14 protein-coding genes and 1 riboswitch are annotated in these 15,200 nt (G+C 73.3%); of the genes, 5 read left to right on the top strand and 9 right to left on the bottom strand.

Going from position 1 to position 15,200, the window contains the following annotated elements; genetic code table 11:
- Window positions 1-2: 2 nt before the first annotated feature.
- Entirely contained in the window at window positions 3-1,220 is a 1,218-nt protein-coding gene (locus AB0F62_RS00385; RefSeq protein WP_361790163.1) for an Ig-like domain-containing protein, read from the bottom strand.
- A 291-nt stretch (window positions 1,221-1,511) separates the two neighbouring features.
- Between AB0F62_RS00385 and AB0F62_RS00390 the strand changes: the two genes are divergently transcribed.
- The gene (locus AB0F62_RS00390) at window positions 1,512-3,944 is read left to right on the top strand and encodes an endonuclease/exonuclease/phosphatase family protein (protein ID WP_361790166.1); all 2,433 of its coding nucleotides are present in this window, start codon (window positions 1,512-1,514) and stop codon (window positions 3,942-3,944) included.
- Between the two features lie 53 nt (window positions 3,945-3,997).
- Here the strand turns inward: AB0F62_RS00390 and AB0F62_RS00395 are convergent, their stop codons facing one another.
- Window positions 3,998-4,882 (bottom strand): helix-turn-helix transcriptional regulator, encoded by an 885-nt coding sequence (locus tag AB0F62_RS00395; protein WP_361790169.1) that lies wholly within the window; start codon window positions 4,880-4,882, stop codon window positions 3,998-4,000.
- 1,469 nt (window positions 4,883-6,351) lie between these two features.
- A riboswitch (cyclic di-AMP (ydaO/yuaA leader) is annotated at window positions 6,352-6,491 on the top strand.
- A 341-nt stretch (window positions 6,492-6,832) separates the two neighbouring features.
- On the opposite strand from AB0F62_RS00395, the gene AB0F62_RS00400 reads away from it, so the two are divergent.
- The gene (locus tag AB0F62_RS00400) at window positions 6,833-7,777 is read left to right on the top strand and encodes a M23 family metallopeptidase (protein WP_361790768.1); all 945 of its coding nucleotides are present in this window, start codon (window positions 6,833-6,835) and stop codon (window positions 7,775-7,777) included.
- Window positions 7,778-7,897: 120 nt separating this feature from the next.
- On the opposite strand, the gene AB0F62_RS00405 is transcribed toward AB0F62_RS00400, so the two are convergent.
- Both AB0F62_RS00405 and AB0F62_RS00410 read right to left on the bottom strand, forming a co-directional pair.
- Entirely contained in the window at window positions 7,898-8,179 is a 282-nt protein-coding gene (locus tag AB0F62_RS00405; RefSeq protein ID WP_361790171.1) for a hypothetical protein, read from the bottom strand.
- Window positions 8,180-8,303: 124 nt separating this feature from the next.
- Window positions 8,304-9,065, bottom strand: a complete 762-nt coding sequence (locus AB0F62_RS00410) for a DUF6227 family protein (protein ID WP_361790174.1) — start codon at window positions 9,063-9,065, stop codon at window positions 8,304-8,306.
- Window positions 9,066-9,226: 161 nt separating this feature from the next.
- Between AB0F62_RS00410 and AB0F62_RS00415 the strand changes: the two genes are divergently transcribed.
- On the top strand, window positions 9,227-10,096 hold the full coding sequence (locus AB0F62_RS00415) for a PfkB family carbohydrate kinase (protein ID WP_361790177.1): 870 nt from the start codon (window positions 9,227-9,229) through the stop codon (window positions 10,094-10,096).
- Between the two features lie 34 nt (window positions 10,097-10,130).
- Here AB0F62_RS00415 and AB0F62_RS00420 read toward each other — a convergent pair whose 3' ends face one another.
- The 4 genes from AB0F62_RS00420 to AB0F62_RS00435 all read right to left on the bottom strand — a co-directional run bounded on the left by AB0F62_RS00420 (window position 10,131) and on the right by AB0F62_RS00435 (window position 12,141).
- Window positions 10,131-10,355: a hypothetical protein gene (locus tag AB0F62_RS00420; protein WP_361790180.1), complete on the bottom strand. Its 225-nt coding sequence runs from the start codon at window positions 10,353-10,355 to the stop codon at window positions 10,131-10,133.
- Between the two features lie 237 nt (window positions 10,356-10,592).
- Window positions 10,593-10,820 (bottom strand): hypothetical protein, encoded by a 228-nt coding sequence (locus AB0F62_RS00425; RefSeq protein WP_361790183.1) that lies wholly within the window; start codon window positions 10,818-10,820, stop codon window positions 10,593-10,595.
- An 18-nt stretch (window positions 10,821-10,838) separates the two neighbouring features.
- Window positions 10,839-11,327 (bottom strand): hypothetical protein, encoded by a 489-nt coding sequence (locus tag AB0F62_RS00430; protein WP_361790186.1) that lies wholly within the window; start codon window positions 11,325-11,327, stop codon window positions 10,839-10,841.
- Between the two features lie 391 nt (window positions 11,328-11,718).
- On the bottom strand, window positions 11,719-12,141 hold the full coding sequence (locus AB0F62_RS00435; RefSeq protein ID WP_361790189.1) for a very short patch repair endonuclease: 423 nt from the start codon (window positions 12,139-12,141) through the stop codon (window positions 11,719-11,721).
- 109 nt (window positions 12,142-12,250) lie between these two features.
- Here AB0F62_RS00435 and AB0F62_RS00440 point away from each other — a divergent pair, with 109 nt between their 5' ends.
- Both AB0F62_RS00440 and AB0F62_RS00445 read left to right on the top strand, forming a co-directional pair.
- The gene (locus tag AB0F62_RS00440; protein WP_361790192.1) at window positions 12,251-12,634 is read left to right on the top strand and encodes a hypothetical protein; all 384 of its coding nucleotides are present in this window, start codon (window positions 12,251-12,253) and stop codon (window positions 12,632-12,634) included.
- A 25-nt stretch (window positions 12,635-12,659) separates the two neighbouring features.
- A complete protein-coding gene (locus tag AB0F62_RS00445; protein WP_361790195.1) occupies window positions 12,660-12,878 on the top strand; it encodes a DUF2277 domain-containing protein in 219 nt (72 codons plus the stop codon).
- A 227-nt stretch (window positions 12,879-13,105) separates the two neighbouring features.
- On the opposite strand, the gene AB0F62_RS00450 is transcribed toward AB0F62_RS00445, so the two are convergent.
- Window positions 13,106-15,190, bottom strand: a complete 2,085-nt coding sequence (locus tag AB0F62_RS00450) for a DUF6114 domain-containing protein (RefSeq protein ID WP_361790198.1) — start codon at window positions 15,188-15,190, stop codon at window positions 13,106-13,108.
- Between the last annotated feature and the right edge of the window lie 10 nt (window positions 15,191-15,200).

Below are 15,200 nucleotides of genomic sequence, written 5' to 3' on the forward strand. Positions count from 1 at the left end.
CGTCATCCGACGCGGGGGCGCCCGGGGTTCCGGGCGCCCCCGCGTCGGCTTTCGTCGGCCGGGAGCGGCTTGGCCGCGACCCGCACCAGGACCGTGCGGGTCGCCGTGGCGCGGCAGGCGTCGGTGATGTCGGCGGTGAACGCGTCGGTGCCGGAGAAGCCGTCGCGCGGGGTGTAGGTGAAGAGGCCGTTCGCCTGCTGGACGAGGACGCCCTGGGCGGGTTCGCTGTGGCCGCTGACGGTCGTCCCGTTCCCGCTGACGCCCTTGAGGACGTCGCCGGTGGCGTGGCCGTGCGGGCCCGCCGTGACGCGCAGCAGGCCCGGTACGCGCACGGGCCGGGCGACGACGTAGACGCGATGGGCCGCCCGGTCGGCGACGTAGAGCCGGCCGCCGGGGGCGAGGGCGGTGCCCCAGGGACGGCGCAGGGCGGTGGGGGCCGTCCGGGCGCGCGGGGCCGGGTAGAAGACCGCGCCGTCCTCGGTGACCGCCAGTCCGCGTACGTCGTCGGTGGCGGGCCATGCCGCGCCCGGTACGGGGGTGACCCGGCCCTTGCGGTCGATGCGCCGGACCTGCCCGTCGACGACGGCGTAGACGTTGCCGGCCCGGTCGGCGGTGAGCGCGCCGACGGTGGCGCCGGGGAAGTAGCGGGCCGGCGCCTTGCCGCCCCCGGGCGGGATCCGCCGCAGACCGCCCGCCGCGCCCCCGGTGACGTAGACCGAGCGGTCGCCGCCGACGGCGACGGCGTCGTGCCGGCCGGCCTCGGTGAGCAGCGTCTTCGTGGCGCGGCCGTCGGCGCCCATGGAGACGATCTTGCCGTCGCCGGAGACGTAGACCGTGCCGTCCTTGCCGACCGCGAGCCCGTACGGGGCGAAGTCGGTGGTCGCGAAGGTCGTGATGACGGGCGGGGCGCCGGGAGCGGCGGAGGCGACGCGGCGGATCGCGCGGTTGCCGGAGTCGGCGATGTAGAGGCGGCCCGCGGTGTCGGTGGCGAGCCCGGCCGGGTCGCGCAGGCCGGCGGCGACGGCGGCGGCGCCGTCCCCGCCCCGGCCGGGCGTGCCGGTGCCGGCGTAGGCGACCGGGGCGCAGCCGCTGCCGGGGGCCGGGGCGGCGGTGCCGGGGGTGAGGAGGACGGTGGCCGCGGCCAGCAGGGCGGCGGCGGGGAGGGTGGCGGGGAGGGCGGGCCGGTGGCGGCGGCCTGGCCGTCCGAGGGGTGGGCGCACGTCGGGCTCCGCGGGGTGAGGTGGGGCGACCGGCACTGACGGGACGTCATCAATGTGGCAATCCCCGCCGGTCCCGGCCCCCCGGGTGACCCATCGGGGGGTCGCCCGAACGGTGGCGCGTCCGCGCCAGGGCGTCCACGGGCGGGTCCGGTGTCGCGGTTACGCCACCGCGGACTCGCAGAATTAACCTCATTGCCCTTGTCATGTCCGTTTCTACGCGCGTAACTTGAGCCGGTCCGCCGTGCGCTGCCCGTGGTTGACGGGCTGTTGGACCCGATAGGAGAAACCCTCGTGCCGATCGCCAGACCGAGCCGACACCGCAGCCGCGCCGCGGCGCTCGCGCTCATATCGACCGGAATCGCCGCGTCCGTCGTTCTGACCGGGCTGCCCGCCGCTCACGCGACCCCCTCCAGCGAGGCGGTCGTCGCCGAGGTGTACGGCGGCGGTGGCAACTCCGGCGCGACGCTGACCAACGACTTCGTGGAGCTCGCGAACGCCGGCTCGGCCGCGTACGACCTGTCCGGCTACAGCGTGCAGTACCTGCCCGGTACGCCGTCCGCCTCCTCCAAGTGGCAGGCGACCGCGCTGACCGGGGCGATCGCCCCCGGCGGCCGCTACCTCGTGTCGGAGTCCGCCGGCACCGGCGGCACGACGCCCCTGCCGGCCGCCGACGCCAGTGGCTCGATCGCGATGAGCGGCACCGCCGGCACCATCGCCCTGGTCAACGGCACCACCCCGCTGACCTGCATCACCGCCGCCGACTGCACCGCCGACCCGCGCGTGGTCGACCTCGTCGGCTACGGCACCGCGGTCGTGCGCGAGGGCAGCGGCCCCGCGGCCGGCGCGAGCAACACCGCCTCCGTCGCCCGCGGCGCGTCCCTGGCCGACACCGACGACAACGCCGCCGACCTCACCGCCGGCGCGCCGACCCCGGTCAACGCCGCCGGGCAGACCCCGGGCGGCGGCACCCCGGACCCGACGCCGACCCCCGAGCCGACCGAGCCCGGCACCACCCGGATCCACGACATCCAGGGCACCACCCGGGTCTCCCCGCTCAAGGGCCAGACCGTCACCCGGGTCCCGGGCATCGTCACCGGCGTCCGCACCACCGGCTCCAAGGGCTACTGGATCCAGGATCCGGAGGCCGACGCCGACGCCCGCACCAGCGAGGGCGTGTTCGTCTACACCGGCTCCGCCACGCCCACCGTCGCCGTCGGCGACAAGGTGCTGGTGACCGGCAAGGTCACCGAGTACTACCCGAGCAGCACCACCCAGTCGGTCACCGAGATCACCGGTCCGACCTCCACCGTGCTCTCCGGCGGCAACGCCCTGCCCGCGCCCGTCACCCTGGCCGCGGAGACCGTCCCGGCGGCGTACGCGCCCGACGCGGGCGGCGGCAGCATCGAGGACCTGCCGCTCGACCCGGCCGCGTACGCGCTGGACTTCTACGAGGCCCACGAGGGCGAGCTCGCGCGGTTCTCCGACGCCCGTGTCACCGGCGGCACCACCCAGTACCACGAGGTCTGGGTGACGGTGAAGGCCGCCGAGAACCCCACCCGGCGCGGCGGCACGGTCTACGGCTCGTACGAGCAGCCCAACACCGGCCGGCTCAAGGTCATGTCGCTCGACTCGGCCGCCGACGTCCCGACCGCCGACGTCGGCGACAAGCTGGCGGGCACCACGACCGGCACCATCGACTACGACGGCTTCGGCGGCTACAACCTGCAGGCCACCCAGCTGGGCACGCTGGTCGACAACAACCTCAAGCGCGAGGTCACCCGCAAGCAGAAGGGCGGCGAGCTCGCGGTCGCCACGTACAACGTGGAGAACCTCGACCCCACCGACCCCGCGGACAAGTTCGCGCGGCTGGCCGACGGTGTCGTCACCCACCTCTCCTCGCCCGACATCGTGGCGCTGGAGGAGATCCAGGACAACAACGGCGCCACCGACGACGGCACCGTCGCCGCCGACCAGACCGTCCAGAAGTTCGTCGACGCGATCGTCGCGGCCGGCGGTCCCCGCTACAGCTGGCGCTCGGTCGACCCGGCGAACGGCACGGACGGCGGCGAGCCGGGCGGCAACATCCGGCAGGTCTTCCTCTTCAACCCGCACCGCGTGCAGTTCACCGACCGCGCGGGCGGCGACGCCACCACGGCGGTCACGGCGGTCAAGACCCGCAAGGGCCCGCAGCTGTCCGTCTCGCCCGGCCGGATCAACCCGACCAGCGAGGCCTGGAACGCCAGCCGCAAGCCGCTGGTCGGCGAGTTCCGCTTCCACGGCGAGCCGGTCTTCGTCATCGCCAACCACTTCAACTCCAAGGGCGGCGACCAGCCGCTGCACAGCCGCTACCAGCAGCCCGTGCGCAGCTCGGAGACCCAGCGGAAGCTGCAGGCCACCGAGGTCAACACCTTCGTGAAGTCGCTGCTGGCCGCCGACAAGCACGCCAACGTCGTGGTCCTCGGCGACCTCAACGACTACGAGTTCTCCGACACGGTGTCCACGCTCACCTCGGGCGGCGTGCTGAAGGACCTGCTGACCACGCTCCCGAAGTCCGAGCGCTACACCTACGTCTACGAAGGCAACTCGCAGTCGCTGGACCACATCCTGCTCAGCCCGGCGCTGCGCGACTTCGACTACGACGTCGTCCACATCAACGCGGAGTTCGCCGACCAGGCGAGCGACCACGACCCGCAGATCGTCCGCATCAAGCCGGACGGCTGCTGACGCACCCATGGTGAGGGCGGCACCGGCGCGACGCCGGTGCCGCCCTCACGCCGTCACCGGGGGTCGGGCTCGGGGTCGGGGAACCCGCTCGCCGTCGCCTCGGATCCCGTCCAGGCGGCCAGCAGCTGCAGGGCCGCCTCGGACGTGGAGCCGGGTTCGGCCGTGTGGATGCACATGACCTGGTCGCTGTCGCCGGGGAAGAGCACGTTCTCGTACGACAGGGTGAGGTCTCCGACGACGGGGTGGTGGTAGAGCCGCACCCCGTGCGACTTCTGCCGCACGTTGTGGTCGGCCCACCAGGTGCGGAACTCGCCGCTCTTGATGGTCAGCTCGCCGACCAGCTCGGTCAGCCCCGGGTCGTCCGCGTGGCGCGCCGCGTCCAGCCGCAGGGCGGCGACCGTCTCGGCGGCGTGCTTGTCCCATTCGCGGTACAGGTCGCGCGCCGCGTCGTCGAGGAACATGAAGCGGGCGACGTTGCGGTCCCGGTGCGGAAGCGCGTCGAAGTCGGTGATCAGCGTGCGGGCCAGCCGGTTGGCGGCCAGTACGTCCGTGCGGCGGCCGACGACGAGCGCGGGGGTGCGGTCGTCGAGCAGGTCCAGTACGCGGTAGACCTCGGGGCGCACGCGCTGCGGCCGCTGCGGCCGGCGGCGGGGCGGGGTGCGGTGCCGCGCCAGCTCGAAGAGGTGCGCGCGCTCTGCGGCGTCCAGCCGCAGGGCGCGGGCGACGGCGTCCAGCACCGCCTCCGAGACATTGAGGTGCCGGCCTTGCTCCAATCGGGTGTAGTAATCGGTGCTCACCCCGGCCAGCCGCGCCAGCTCCTCCCGCCGCAACCCCGGCACACGGCGCGGCGCACCGCTGACGGTGATGCCGGCGTCCTGCGGGCTCAGCCGGTTCCTGCGGGCCCGCAGGAAGTCCCTGAGCTCGGCGTTGTGCTCCATGTGTTCCAGTATGGGCGGCCGATCATGAGGCGGCCCGGCGCGGATCGGCCCGCAGGTCACGTCCCGGGTCACGTCCCGGGCCGTGCCGTTGGGGGCGTCCGCGGTGGCGTCCGCGGTGACGTCCGCGGTGACGTTCCCCGGGGCGCGGCCGGGCGTGCGGCGCGGGCGTTCCTGGGCCGCACGCCCCGCCGGTGGGCGCGGTGGTCCGGTTCCGCGCGTACGGGGCCCGGCGCGGGTCGGGGCCCGCGTTCCGGCGGCATCGGCCGCACAGGGCGCCGTACGCGGTGCCGTGCACGATCCGCCCGGTCCCGCGGCGTGTCCTCCGGAGGCCCGCCCCGGAAGCCGCGTGTGCGCCTGCCGTGCGGCGCCCCGGGACGGGCCGGCCCGGGGTACATGGGAGGGGCCGACGCCACGGGGACGGGACGGGTCACCGGTGCCGCCCGCACCACCCAACTGCGGGCGTATGAGGGCCTGACCGTCAACACCCTGGAGACCTTCTGGGCCGCGGGGGTCGAACTCGCCGACGGCGACGGCCCGCTACATCGGCACCGAGGACGGGCTGCGCGAGGGCCTGGACGAGCTCGGCCGGCTCGGTGGCCGACAACCTCAACCCGGAATCCCCGGAAGCGGACTGAGCGGTCGTCCTCGCCCGGTTCACGGAGGGCGGAGTGCGCTGATGCGCAATTGGTCCCACGCCTGCAACCGGCTCGACGCCAGCCTCGCCCCGGTGTCCGCTTCGGTGTGGCCCGGCTCCCCGGGGGCGCCGCCCACGGCGGGCAGAGCCTGGGCGTCGCGGTGACCAGTGACGGGTGACCGGTGACCGGCGACTGGTGACCGGCGACTGGTGACCGGCGACGCCGCGGACCCGATCCGCTTCCCGACCGGACGCGATGCCCAACATGACCCGCTCCGGGCGGGTTTAGCCCTCGCGCGGCAGTCTGCATACGGCACCGGGGATGTCAACTGTGACGATCCTCACGACCCCCGCGCCTGGTTCCGCGACCGCCCCGAGGGTCGCGGCTCGGAACCCTCGCCCGCGCCGTCCGCCGCGGCCTCCGATTGCGCGGCCTCGCCGCGGTGCGCGCCGCAGGCCGCCAGGGCGCGTCCGGCGACCGCGCACTACGTCACGTTCTCCCCGGTCCCGCGGCGTGAAGTGCACGGAATGCTCTCGGCGCACCGCGGCGCCGACGTGGCGACCGGGCGTCTCGACGGCCGTCTGGGCCGCGCGTTGGGCGGCGGGATCCCGGGGTGACCATCACTCCTCGTGAGCAGGCCGCTCCCTTCCGCATAACGACTGACGCACACTCACATCTCCCGTAGGTCACGGCTGTCACGCCCTGATGTCCGTTAATGTCCTTTCCATCCCCATAGATTCCCGTCATGAACTCGCTTGAGTGGCTTGGAATTGGCGGGCGCCTCTATTAACGTTCGATAACGCAGCGCGGTCGTCCCGCCGCCGACAGGGCGGCGCCGTGCGCTTGCCGAATCCCGTCCGCGGGAACCGGGGAACCACTTCCTGGGGTGAATCGGGGGCCGTTCGCGGTCCTCGTAGGAGACCTTCCTGCTCCGAACCCGTCAGCTAACCCGGTAGGCGAGAAGGAAGGAAAGGAGCGCGCCCGAGTGGCGTCGAACGAGCCTGCCCTGATACCCGGACAGCAACAGGGGTCCGTCACCTCGTACCCCGAGTGGGACACCGCCGAGTGGAACATCGCAGCCGGCTGGAACCCCCCGGCTGCCGAGCAGGCGCCGCCGACGAAGAACGCGATCGACGGCTGGGACACCGGCCAGTGGAACATGGCCGCCGGCTGGTTCGAAGCCGCCAACGCCACGCAGTCCGAGGCCCCCACGCAGTCCGAGGCCGCCGCGGAGCACGAGCCCGTCACGGAGCCCGAGACCGGTGCCGCGGGCGAGGCGTACGAGACAGCCGCCGTCGCGCACCCGTTCGGCGAGATCGAGCCCGAGGACGGCCCGCAGTCCGGCGCCGCACTCTACGAAGGCCCGCAGGCCGAGCCGTGGAACCCCACCGAGGAGTCCACCGCCCCCGTGCGCGGCCGGCACCGCGTCGCCAAGCAGCGTTCCATGGGCCGCGGTTCCGCGGTCTTCGGAGTGGCGGCCGTGGCCGTGCTGGGCGTCGGAGGGGTCGCCACCGCCGAGGGCAAGAACCCGCTTCCCGTCTCCCTTCCCCACCTGCCCGACGCGTCCCAGCTGCCCGGCATCGGCGCCCTGGTCGACGACGACAGCGCCCCCGAGGCCAAGCCCGTCGCCGAGGCCCTGCGTCCCGACGCGGGGGAGGCGCTGCGCAACCGCATCCTCGACCAGGCCCAGCAGCAGCGGAACGCCGCCGACCGGGCCGCCAGGAACGCGGCGCAGCAGGAGGCCACCGCCAAGGCCGCCAAGTCCGCGGCGGCTGAGCGGGTCCGCGCCGAGGCCGCCGCCAAGAAGAAGGCCGCGGCGGAGGCGGCGAAGAAGCTCGAGGCCGAGCGCCTGGCCGAGCTCGCCAAGAGCTTCGTCAAGCCGGTCTCCTCGTACACGCTGACCGCCGGCTTCGGCGAGTCCAGCTCGCTGTGGGCCAACACCCACACCGGCCAGGACTTCGCCGCCCCGACCGGCACCCCGGTCAAGGCCATCCACAGCGGCACCATCACCGAGGCCGGATGGGCCGGTTCCTACGGCTACCGCATCATCCTGACCCTCGACGACGGCACCGAGCTCTGGTACTGCCACCTCTCCTCGATGATCGTCACCTCCGGCAAGGTCAACACCGGTGACACCATCGGCCGCGTCGGCGCGACCGGCAATGTCACCGGCCCGCACCTGCACCTGGAGGTGCGCCCCGGCGGCGGCGACCCGATCGGCCCGATGGGCTGGCTGCGCAGCAAGGGCATCTCCGTCTGAGTCCGTCCGGGGCAACCCGACGGCGAACGACGCCACAGACACCGGCGGCCTGGTGACACCCCCCGACACCAGTGCCGCCGGTCCGTCGTCTCCGCTCCCGCGGGCCCCCTCGCGGTCCGCCTAGGGAACGACGAAGTTGTACAGCTCCGAGACCCTCGGCGGCCCGCTCGGCTCCGGGAACCCGGACTCCTTGGCGGCGGGCATCATGATCTCCATGAAGGCCTCCAGCGCCTGCGCGGACTGCCACACATTGACCAGTCGCAGACCCTCGTTGGTGATCACGGCGGCATGCGAGAGCAGTCCCGCGGGAGGGTGCTCGGGCCCGAACCCCGCGCGGTGGTTCGCCTCCTCGTACTGCAGGGCCGTCACGCCGGGGAACTCGACCTCCGCCAGGACCGCCATGGGAACCTCCCGCCTCCCATCGACTCGCCTACGCCCCAATTTCCTCCGGCTGCACTCCGGCCGCAATCCGGCCGGGATCCCGCCGGGATCCCGCCGGGATCCGCGGCGTCCGGCTAGAGGGCGGCTAGAGGGCCTCGAGCCGTACGTCCGCGGAGTCGCAGGCCGCCGTCTCGTCGGCGTACACCTCGCACACCGGACGCCCGTCGGGGGTCATCGTGTGCTCGACCTCCCAGAGGCTGACCTCCTCACCGGTGGAAAGGAGGAAGGCGTGCTCGTACAGCGTCCAGCCGGCGACCCGGCCCGTGCCGATCCGGGTGTGCCGCCCGGTGACGTACGCGATGTCATGACCCACCGCCGAACCCAGCCGGGTGAGCAGCTCCTCGCCCGGCACGTCGGTGTTCTCGGCACGCCGCAGCACCCGCCAGGCATGCTCCGCGGAGTGGGCCTCCGTGTACTGCCGGGGCCCGGGTGTCAGCTCCATCGCCAACTGCGGCAGCCGGGCCAGCCACTCCGCCGCCTCCGCCTCCAGCTCCTCCGGCGAGGGCTCCCCGAAGCGCGCGTCGATCACGTGCTGGGCCGCGGCCAGCGTCGCCGGGTCGGAGTAGACCTCGTACAGCGGCTCGTCGCCGGGACCGGTGTTGTGCTCGATCTCCCACAGAAGCTGCGTGCTGCCGTCCGCCAGCAGGAACGCGTGCCGCAACGTCCGCCGGCTCAGCCGCCGCGGCGGTCCTTTGCGCTGCCGGAAGGAGGCCAGCTCCGTGCAGCCCATCAGCGCGGTCGCCAGCCGCCCCAGCACGTCGTCGTCGATGTCGAAGGCGTTCTGCGCCCTGGCCAGCACCACCTCGACGTCCGCCGGACCTGCCCCACCTGGTCGCGCGTTCCCCATGCGGTCCTCCTGCTCACGGCATTCCCCGCGCACCATTGCGAGCACTCAGCGTAGTGGTTCCGACGCACTGCGCGTTGGGTCTCCCGGAAAAATGGTGCACCCCCACCCGTAGGAGGCGCGTAAACCGCGTACCGCACGCCCCCTGCTGCCACTATGCGCCCATGCGCGCACTCTTCGTAGGCCTCTGCACTCTCGATGTCATCACGCTCGTCGACCACGTTCCGGCCCCGAACGAGAAACTCGACGCCCGCACCCAGACCGTCGCCGCGGGCGGTCCCGCCGCCAACGCCGCCGCAACCTTCGCCCACCTCGGGGGCGAGGCCGTCCTGCTCACCGCGTTCGGCGGCCACGCCCTCGCCGGCGCGATCGACGCGGACCTCGCGGCTCTCGGCGTCGACGTCGTCAACCTCACCGCGGAGTCACCCGAGCCCCCGGCGGTGTCGACGATCCTGGTCACCGCCGCCACGGGCGACCGTGCCGTCGTCTCCACCAACGCGGCGTCCCGGACCTCCGTGTCCCCGCCCGGCGACCTCTCCGCCCTGGTCGCCGACGCCGATGTCGTCCTGGTCGACGCCCACCACCCCGCCCTGGCCGTCCCCGCCGTCCGCCACGCGCGGGCCGCCGGGGTCCCCGCCGTCCTGGACGCGGGCAGCTGGCGCCCCGCCACGCCCAATCTGCTCCCCTACATCGACGTCGCCGTCTGCTCCGCCGATTTCCGCCCTCCCGGCGCCTCCACCCCGGCCGAGGCCCTCGCCTTCCTCTGCGACGCCGGAGTGCGCTGGCCCGCCGTCACCCAGGGCCCGTCTCCCATCCTCTGGCCCGGCGGGGAGGTCCCCGTGCCCGAGGTCTCCCCGGTCGTCGACACCCTCGGCGCGGGCGACGTCCTCCACGGCGCCCTCGCCCACTACCTCGCGGCCCACGTCACGACCCGCCTCACCCCGCCCACCTTCGAGGCCGCCCTCGCCTTCGCGGCGGACATCGCCGCCCGCTCCTGCGGCTCGTTCGGCACGCGTGCGTGGATGCGGGCGTGAGCGCCGCGCCGGGGGTGGGTGCGGTGCGGGTTGGTCAGGACCGCCCGCGACTGCGCCCGGCGAACAGCGTGAACAGCACCACGCTCACCCCGAGCACGGCCCACCCCACGGCGGTCTCCGACAGCGACGTCTGCGTGTGCTTCGGCAGCAGCGACATGCACCCGAGCACGACGAACATCGCCCCCAGGTAGCTGAGCCCGGCCGTCAGCACCCACCGCATCAACCGGCCCGTCCGCACATTCGGCGACTTGTTGCTCATCGGGATTCCGCCTTGCTCTTGACGATGTCGCGACACCGGGGGCCGACTCGCGCCGGGCCCCTCCGCAGTGCTTCAACGCCCGCCCACAGTCCCCGACACGGGCACACGGCGTCACGAATTCGCGGGTGTTGCTCACGGGACTGGTGTGAATGAGCTACCGGCGTCCGGGGCGCCTGGCGCAAGCGCGGGAACTGTATACACAGTTGGGCGCCGGATAGGCCGCCCCGGCGGCCACCATCAACGTTGGCGGGACCTGGTTACCCAGAAGACGAGGGCGCTGAGTGCTGTGCCGATCAGGAACACCAACCAGCCGACTTCGGCATCGGAAAATGAGTTCTGCGTGGCATCCGGGAGCAGAGCTAGGCCGACAGGCACAAAGATGGCCGCGACCACGTACCCCCCCACGACTGTCAGTACGCCGCGAAGAATCTTGCTCCGCATCGCCGATTGCGTGCCATTGCTCATTCTGATGCTCCGCTTTTGCTACTTGATGATGTTGTGACACTGGGTTCCGCGCTTGGCTCCGGCGGCGAAGAAGTCGGCGCACGCCTTTCCGTAGTGCTTCAACGTCCGTCGTGTCGTGTCGATGCGGCCCATCGAGCTCAGGTCTGCGCAGCTCTGGTGAACTTGCCCCTTGCTGACGAGGTAGGTACGGCCATCCGTGTCGGAGTACCGCCAGTCGATGTGCCAGTTGCACCACCGGCCGCCAGCCGTGTCACCGCCGAGAGTGTCCTGGACGGAAGCCTCCTGTCGGGTGATGGTGCGCCCTGAACCCTGGATGAAGTGACCAATGGACGTCGTTGGCAGGCAGAGCTCGACGCCCTTTGCGTCGAAGCAGAATCCGGTGACCTTTCCGTAGCCCACCGCACTGGCCGATGCGGGCGTCGAGAAACTGATCACCGTCGCGACTGCCGTCGACGTGGCAAGCGCGACCTGCGACACGTAGCGCGTCACCGCGTTGGCTCGACCCATGGGATTCCTCCGGTGCTCTGGATGTCGTGACGCACCAGGAACGTCGGATCCGATTCGGGCGATACGTGGTGTTGCGTGCCGGTGACAGAAGGTCGCTCGGGGGAGTGGTGCAGGAACCTTTAAGCCACAGTCCTGCAATGGAAGTTGTGACGTGGGTCGTGCATCTGCCTGACGATCCCGAGAGAGAGTGCTCTCCTCCGATGGGCGGGAAGTGCGGGGCGTAAGCGTCCGTTGAGTTCGTCATCTCCCCCTGGATCCCGGGGGCGTGGAGATATTTGCCTCTCCGGTACGTTGTGGGCGCCGACTCGGCATGGCGGGACGCGCGCAGCGACCCCGGCATCATGCCGAAGCCGGTGATCGGTTCGGGCGAGGCGACCGGGAAAGCCGGGTGTCAGTCCTTGGCGCGACGCCGTTCCACGGCCGCGCGCACGCGGACGACCGCGGCGTCCACGGTCTCGTGCTCCCACACTCGGACCGACAGCCATCCCGCTTCTGTCAGACGGGCGTCGGTTTCCAGGTCACGGGCGCGGTTGCCCTCGATCTTGGCGCGCCAGAAGTCCTCGTTGTTCTTGGGCCATGTCGCATGCTGTGGGCATCCGTGCCAGAAGCAGCCGTCCACGAAGACAGCGACACGCGTGGGTCCGAACACGATGTCCGCCTCGCGGCGCACCCCTTTCACCGGCCTCTTGTGTACGCGATAGCGCAGTCCCACGGCGTGGAGGGCGCGGCGCAGGGCCATCTCCACCCCTGTGTCCCGGCTGCGCTGCCGGCTCATCCGGGCTCGAATCTGGGGGGTCGTCTCCAAGCGCCTCACACGCCCATTCTGCCGCCTGCGGCAAGGGCGACGGTCGGCGTTCGAGCGGTTCGCGGCTCGCGTGCTCGTTCGGCGCGACGCGCACGCCCCTCGGGCGCAGCATGGGCGCATGGAGCAGAGCGAGACGCCGGTGACGGATGGGTTCGAGCAGGCGATGGAGGCGTTGCGGCGGGCGCCGTACGGGGTGGTGGACGAGGCGTTGTGGGAGGTGGAGGGGAGCGCGTTGCGGGAGGCGCGGGGGCATTTGGAGGAGTGGGAGCGGGTGGTGCGGCGGCTGGAGGCGGGGCGGGGGACGCAGCGGGGGGAGCTGAAGTGCCGGGACGGGGTGGCGGCGCTGGTGCGGAGGCTGCCGGGGCCGGTGGCGGAGCTGTTCGGGGAGTCGCTCGGGGAGGTGGACGGCCGGTACCTGGAGTTGACGGTGGAGGACGCGGCCGCGCCCGGCGGCGAGGGCGGCTGGTGGTGGGGGCGGCGGCCGCGCACGGGGTGGGCGTGACAGTGGTCGCGGGCACACTGGAGGCATGTGCCGAAGCATCAAGACCCTGCGCCCGCCCATGACGCCCGAGGTCGGCGAAGAGGACATCCGGGCCGCGGCCCTGCAGTACGTACGGAAGATCTCCGGGTTCCGGGCGCCGGCGGCGCACAACCGGGAGGCGTTCGAGGAGGCGGTGGACGCCGTGGCCGCGGCCACGCGGGAGTTGCTGGCCGGGATCCAGGTGCGGGGGCAGCGGGCCTCCTGAGCCCTCGTCCCCGCTCGGGCGCGAGGGTCCGAGAGCCCGGAGCCGGTACGTCCGGACGGGTGGCACACCGCAGCGGCGTGACGCTGGGTGGCGGATTGGCTTCGGTAGGTTATGGCCTGTTCGAACCATCCGTCGCTGCACCGAGGTGTGTCATGTCCGTTGTCCGCAGGGCTCTTGTCGTCACCGCTTTGACCGCCGTGCTGCTGGCCGGGGCCATCGTCTGCCAGTCAGTGGAGTGACGCCCGCTGGTGCAGGCCGGGGATCGAGAGCCGGTTCGCGGTCAGAAGCCGGTTGTACGCCACGACCTGTGTGAAGAAGAGCGGGATGGGGATCGTGAGCCCCGGCGGCAGCGGGGGCGGCATGTCCGGGGTGAAGGTGACCGGGAGCAGGCCGAGGAGGTTGCCGCTGAGGACGCGGGTGAGCAGGACCACGGGGCGGCCGGTGGCGGTCGTGGTGCTCCAGGGCCGGGCGTCCGACTCGAGTTCGCCCTGGCAGGGGGCCCAGGGCGTCGGTTCGGGGGAGACGCGGCCGATGCCGGGCAGCCCGATGTCCAGCAGGGGCAGGCCGATCCCCGGGAGCCCGTGGAAGGGCGGCGTCCAGTCGCGGGCGCCGTGGCGGGCGCAGGCCGGGGAGAGCAGGCCCGCGGTCTGGCGGAGGCTCGCGATGTCGGCGCGCCAGGCGGTGAAGACGAGGACGCGCTCGGCGCCGGCGCGGGTGGGGACGGCCGTGATGCCGCGGTACGTCAGCCCGGTCAGCACCAGCAGTGGGGTGAGCACGCGGAACGGCTGCTCCGCCGTGAGCCCGTGGGCGCGGTAGCGGGCGGCGCCGATCGACAGGTCCAGGGAGACCTTCGGCAGGCACCAGGGGGACTCCGGGGTGCCGAGGCGGATGCGGGCGGGGAGCAGGGAGAGCGGTTCGTCCATGCCGCCGTCGGAGGGCTGGCGGGGGACGATCAGATCCAGCAGCGAATCGGGGCCGACCTTGTTGCCGGACAGGATTCCGGTGGGCGGTGTGCCCGGGGACGGTGCCGGGGCCTCGGCCGGGGCGGTACGGCCCGGTGAACCGCCCGTGCGGGGAACGGGCGGTGCGTACGGGGCGGCGCCCTGCCGCGGTTGTGCGGGTGCCTGCGACGAGGGCTGTCCGCCGCGCAGGCCCAGCAGGTCTCCGACCGCGCCGAGCAGTCCGCCCGACGGGGGCTGCGGGGCCGTGCGCTGGGATGGTACGGGGGCCGGGCCGTGGCCCCTCGGGGCGGGACCGGGGGATCCGGCGCCGCCCGGCGAGACGTCGGCGGAGCCGCGGACGGGCAGCGGGGCCTGCGCGTCGGCCCGGAGGTGGAGACCGCCCGGGGCGGCCCGGTGTGCGGACTTCCCCGTGGCGGAGCCCGTGCCGTGCACAGTGGGGTTGCGGGAGTGGTACAGGCCGTCCAGCACGTCGCACATGGCCTCGCCCGCACTGCTGTAGCCCTCGGCGGACCTGGCGGACCCGGCGGACGCGGTGGTGCCGTCGCCCCTGGGGGAGCCGCCGTCGTGGGCCAGGGCCATCGGCGCCATCGGCTGCAGCCCGCCGGCCAGCAGCGCCCCGCCGACCGGGAGCGCCCCGATGGCTCTCAGCCGTACGGCCCGGTTGCGCAGGACCGCCGGGCGCAGCGCCGCCGGTCGGAGGGCCGTGGGGCGTACGGGCGGGCGGTCGGCCGAGCGGCTCGCCCCCGTGCCCGTGTTGCCCGCGCCCTCGGACGCGGCCGGCCCTTCGGACGCGGCCGGCGCCTCGAGCGAGGCCGCGGGCGGCGCGGGCTCCCCCGTACCGCCGCCGGGGGGCGCCGCGGGGGCCGGGGGCACGTCCTCTCCGCCCTGCGGGGTGCTCGGCCCGGGCGCCCCGGCGTCGCCGCTCCCACCGCCCCCGCCCCAGTCGGGCAGCGGCCGGGACCGTCCACTGCGTCCGCCGTCCCCGTCCGGCACCCAGCTCACGGCCATGGCGCCGCCGATGACGCCCAGCAGGAAGCCGACGAGGAATCCGCCGAAGTTCGACAGCACCAGGGAGGCGACGGAGAAGACCAGGGTGGCGATGCCCGCGAAGGCGCGGTAGTGCGGGGCGAGCCACAGCGTCAGCCCCAGGATGACCAGGAAGAGGCCCATGAGCAGGCCGGAGACGCCGGCGATGCCTTCGTGGATCAGGAGCGAGAGGGGGGCGAGCGGGATGGAGAGGATCTCCACCCCGGCGAGGAGGGTCCACACGCCGGCCCAGAAGGGACGGCTGCGGCGCCAGGCGCGGAAGCGGGACCGGACGGCCCCGGCGCGGCTCAGCATGCGGGTCATGGTCGGCGCC

The sequence above is a fragment of the Streptomyces sp. NPDC026673 genome, assembly GCF_040638135.1.
Taxonomy (GTDB): Bacteria; Actinomycetota; Actinomycetes; order Streptomycetales; family Streptomycetaceae; genus Actinacidiphila.